Annotated in this window: 4 protein-coding genes; 2 read left to right on the top strand and 2 right to left on the bottom strand. The window is 71.9% G+C overall.

All coding sequences use genetic code 11. From position 1 onward, the window contains the following. The first annotated feature begins 210 nt into the window (after window positions 1–210). The gene (locus K6I34_RS32655) at window positions 211–1,083 is read left to right on the top strand and encodes a helix-turn-helix transcriptional regulator (protein ID WP_229331654.1); all 873 of its coding nucleotides are present in this window, start codon (window positions 211–213) and stop codon (window positions 1,081–1,083) included. A gap of 173 nt (window positions 1,084–1,256) precedes the next feature. Here the strand turns inward: K6I34_RS32655 and K6I34_RS32660 are convergent, their stop codons facing one another. Both K6I34_RS32660 and K6I34_RS32665 read right to left on the bottom strand, forming a co-directional pair. Continuing rightward, on the bottom strand, window positions 1,257–1,691 hold the full coding sequence (locus K6I34_RS32660) for a MarR family winged helix-turn-helix transcriptional regulator (RefSeq protein WP_229331655.1): 435 nt from the start codon (window positions 1,689–1,691) through the stop codon (window positions 1,257–1,259). Window positions 1,692–1,695: 4 nt separating this feature from the next. After that, on the bottom strand, window positions 1,696–3,132 hold the full coding sequence (locus K6I34_RS32665; protein WP_229331656.1) for an MFS transporter: 1,437 nt from the start codon (window positions 3,130–3,132) through the stop codon (window positions 1,696–1,698). An 89-nt stretch (window positions 3,133–3,221) separates the two neighbouring features. Between K6I34_RS32665 and dusB the strand changes: the two genes are divergently transcribed. Beyond that, a partial coding sequence (gene dusB / locus K6I34_RS32670; RefSeq protein ID WP_229331657.1) for a tRNA dihydrouridine synthase DusB occupies window positions 3,222–4,349 on the top strand: 1,128 nt, incomplete at its 3' end.

Genomic DNA, 4,349 nt, shown 5'->3' on the forward strand with positions numbered 1-4,349 from the left:
CGGGGGAGCGGGGGCGGTCGGCCCGGCCCGCCGGAGCCGCCTTGGCCGTCGGGGATATTCGGTCGTCGCTGCGGATGTCACGGGTGGTGTTGCTCGGGGTTTCGCTCACACAGAAGACGATGCCCAGCCGCTCAAAGGGGTACCAGAGTCTTCTTATCCTGGTACAAGAACTACCTGCCAACCGGCTGCGGTTTCCCCCATCCTGGAGCCATGACCACGATGACGCACGAGCCCGCCCCTCCGGCACCGGCCTCGGCCGACGACGTACGGCGCGGTGAGCTCGCCGCCTTCCTGCGCAGCCGCCGCGAGCGCGTCTCCCCCGAACAGGCCGGTCTGCCGCGCGGCGCGCGCCGCCGCACCCCCGGGCTGCGCCGCGAGGAGGTCGCGCAGCTCGCCGCGGTCGGTGTCACCTGGTACACGTGGCTGGAGCAGGCGCGCGACATCCGGGTCTCCGCACAGGTGCTGGACGCCATCGCCCGCGCGCTGATGCTCGACCGGGGCGAGCGCAGCCACCTCTTCCGCCTCGCGGGCAGCGTCGACCCGCTGCCCGACACCGAGTGCGCGGCCGTGCCCGCCTCGCTGCGGCTGATGCTGGATCAGCTGGAGCCGTTCCCCGCCTGCGTGCAGAACGCGCGGTACGACATCCTCGCGTACAACCGCCCCTACGGGCAGCTGATGTGCGAGCTCGACGCCCTCCCGCCCGAGGAGCGCAACTGCATGTGGCTCGCCTTCATGAACCCCGAGTGGCGGGACACCCTCGTCGACCGCGAGGAGGCGGTACGGGTCATGGCCGCGAAGTTCCGCGCGTCGATGGCCGGGCAACTGGGGAACCCGGCGTGGAAGTGCCTGCTCAAGAAGCTCCAGGACAACTCGCCGGAGTTCCGCGCGATCTGGGAACGGCACGAGGTGGTCCGCGTCTCCGACCGGACGAGGTGGTTCCGGCAGTCGAAGGTGGGGCTGCTGGGGCTGGACTACACGGCGCTGTGGGTGGGGCCCCAGTCGGGGGCGAAGCTTCTGACGTACACGCCGGTGGATGAGGAGTCGCGGGCGCGGCTTGAGCGACTGCGGGAGTGGTACGCGTAGGGGTGCCGCCGGGGTGGGGTGCCGTACTCCTGTGACCGGGGACTCCGCCCCCGGGCCCCCTTCGCCTATGGGGGTGCGTCTTGTGTCCGGTGCGCGGCCGCGGGTCCGGTGGGGGCTTGTCGCGCAGTTCCCCGCGCCCCTGATGGGGTGCCCTGCTCCGTCACTCCCCCCGGTCAGGGTGCCTGCGTGATCCGGGTCATGATGCGGTCCAGGGTTGCCAGGTCCTCCTCGGGGAGGGTGAGGAGGGCCACGGGCGGGGTGCTGAGGATTTCCGTTGCGCGCCGCGCCGCCGCCCGCCCCGTCTCCGTCACCGTGACGATCTTCGAGCGGCGGTCCGCCGGGTTCGCGGTGCGTTCGACGAGGCCGCGGCGCTCCAGGTCGTCCACGACCAGCGTCGTGTACGGCCGGTCGGTCATCAGCTGGTCGGCGAGGTCGCGCAGGGTGATCGGGCCCTGGGCGATGCGCCGCAGCGCCTTGATGCGGAAGAAGCTCATGCCGAGCGCCTCGACGACCTCCTTGCGGCGCTCGTTGCCGCCCAGGACGACCTCACGGAGGTTCGTCCAGGCGCGGCGCGCGGTCTCCGAGGTGATGTCGGGCGTGATCGTCATGGTGTCACCGGCGTCCTGAGCTCGTCGGGAAGGAGGCGGGCCGCGGTGCCCGTGCGGTTTCCAGGCGGGCGGCGGCGTGCTCGGCGGTGCGGGTCGCCCAGCGGCCGGTGGTGATGCTACCGAGCGCCAGGGTCGCCGTTCCGCACCCGGCGATGATCCACCAGCCCGCCGACTGGATCCCCGCGGCCACCGTCGCGCCGATCACGGCGACCCCGAGGGCCGAACCGACCTGGCGGCTCGTCGACGCGATCGCGGCGGCCACCCCGGCCCGGGAGCGCGGCATCCCGGAGACGGCGGTGTTGGTGATCGGGGCGTTCACCAGGCCGAAGCCGATGCCGAAGAGGACGTACGCGGTGAACAGCAGCGCGTCGGAGGACCGGGCGCCGAGGGCCGCGAACAGCAGCCCGCTCGCCGCCATCGCCGCGCCGCCGAGCAGCAGGGGGAGCCGCGGGCCGCGGGCGCCGACCAGCCGTCCCGATATCGGGGCGCAGACCAGGCACATGGCGGCCATCGGCAGCATGAAGAGCCCGGCCCGGAACGCGGAGAACCCGCGCTGGTCCTGCAGGTAGAGGGTGTTGAGGAAGAGGAAGCCGGCGAGCGCGGCGAAGGCGCACACCGCGATCGCCGTGGCCCCGGCGAACGGGGCGCTGCGGAAGAACCCGAGCTCGACGAGGGGCTCCTCGCGCCGCCGCTCGTACGCCAGCAGACCGCAGAGCGCGGCGAGCGCCACGGCGAAGCAGCCGAGGATCGGCGCCGAGGTCCAGCCCGCGGCGGCGCCCTCGATGATCCCGTACGTGAGCGAGCCGAGCAGCGCGATGACCAGCAGCTGGCCCACGGGGTCGGGGCGGCGGGCCTTCGGGGCGCGGGACTCGGGGACGTAGCGGGCGGTCATGACCAGGGCGAGCAGTCCCACGGGCAGGTTGATCCAGAAGATCGAGCGCCAGCCGACCGACTCGACCAGCGCGCCGCCGACGATGGGCCCCGCGGCCATGCTGATGCCGACGACCCCGCCCCACAGGCCGATCGCGCGCGCCCGTTCCCGGGGGTCGGTGAAGGTGTTGGTGATGATCGACATCGCCACGGGGTTGAGCATCGAGCCGCCCACCGCCTGCACCATCCGGAACGCGACGAGCCAGCCCAGACCCGGCGCCAGGCTGCACAGCGCCGAGCCCGCCGTGAAGAGCACGAGCCCCGTCTGGAAGATCCGTCTGCGGCCGACGCGGTCGGCGGTCGAGCCGCCCAGCATCAGCAGCGAGGCCAGGACGACGGTGTAGGCGTCGATCGTCCACTGCAGGCCCGGAATCGAGGCGTGCAGCTCCTTCTGCATCGACGGCAGGGCGACGTTCAGGATCGTGTTGTCGAGGCTGACGATCAGCAGGCTCGTACAGCAGATGGCCAGCACCAGCAGGCGCCGACGGCGGGAGAGCTCTGACTCGGGCATGCGGGCAGCACCTCGGGCAGTGGTTGTATTTCTGCAATTATTTAAAGCGTACAACTAATCGGGCCGGAGGGGTACGCGACAATGGGTGCATGACGAATGACGCCGCCTCGCCGCTCCAGATCGGCCCGCACACCGTGTGGCCGCCGGTGGTGCTCGCCCCGATGGCCGGGATCACCAATGCGCCTTTCCGCACGCTGTGCCGTGAGTTCAGCGGGGGCAAGGGGCTCTTCGTCAGCGAGATGATCACGACTCGGGCGCTCGTCGAGCGGGACGCCAAGACCATGCGGCTGATCCACTTCGACGGCACGGAGAAGCCGCGCTCGGTCCAGCTCTACGGTGTCGACCCGGTGACCGTCGGCAGGGCCGTCCGCATGATCGTGGACGAGGACCTGGCCGACCACATCGACCTCAACTTCGGCTGCCCCGTGCCCAAGGTCACCCGTAAGGGTGGCGGCTCGGCCCTGCCGTACAAGCGGAACCTGCTGCGCTCGATCCTGCGCGAGGCGGTCGCGGGCGCCGGCTCCCTGCCCGTCACCATGAAGATGCGCAAGGGCATCGACGACGACCACATGACCTTCCTCGACGCCGGGCGCATCGCCGTCGAGGAAGGCGTCACGGCCATCGCCCTGCACGGCCGCACCGCCGCCCAGCACTACGGCGGCACGGCCGACTGGGACGCCATCGCCCGCCTGAAGGAGGCCGTGCCGGAGATACCGGTCCTCGGCAACGGCGACATCTGGTCGGCGGAGGACGCCGTCCGCATGGTGCGCGAGACCGGCTGCGACGGCGTCGTCGTCGGCCGCGGCTGCCTCGGACGGCCCTGGCTCTTCGGCGACCTCGTCGCCGCCTTCGAGGGCGGCGGGGCCCCGGCGGCCCCCTCCTTCAAGGAGGTCGCGCACGTCATGGTGCGCCACGCCGAGCTGCTGGGGGAGTGGCTGGAGGACGAGGCGCGCGGCGTCATCGACTTCCGCAAGCACGTCGCCTGGTACACCAAGGGCTTCTCCGTCGGCTCCGAACTGCGCAAGCGGCTCGCCGTCTCGTCGTCCCTGGCCGAGCTCGCCGACCTCCTCGCCGAGGTCGATGGCGACCAGCCGTGGCCCCTCGGGGCCGACGGGCCCCGGGGGCGTACGTCCGGGCGCAGCCGGGTTGTCCTGCCGGACGGGTGGCTGGACGATCCCTACGACTGTGCGGTGGTGGGGGCGGAGGCGGAGCTCGAT

Source organism: Streptomyces sp. UNOC14_S4 (assembly GCF_020740835.1).
In the GTDB taxonomy this organism is placed as follows: domain Bacteria; phylum Actinomycetota; class Actinomycetes; order Streptomycetales; family Streptomycetaceae; genus Streptomyces.

Excerpts from the sequence above, each read along its gene's own strand:
- K6I34_RS32660 (WP_229331655.1), bottom strand. The coding sequence starts at position 1,691 with ATGACGATCACGCCCGACATCACCTCGGAGACCGCGCGCCGCGCCTGG.
- K6I34_RS32665 (WP_229331656.1), bottom strand. The coding sequence starts at position 3,132 with ATGCCCGAGTCAGAGCTCTCCCGCCGTCGGCGCCTGCTGGTGCTGGCC.
- K6I34_RS32655 (WP_229331654.1), top strand. The coding sequence starts at position 211 with ATGACCACGATGACGCACGAGCCCGCCCCTCCGGCACCGGCCTCGGCC.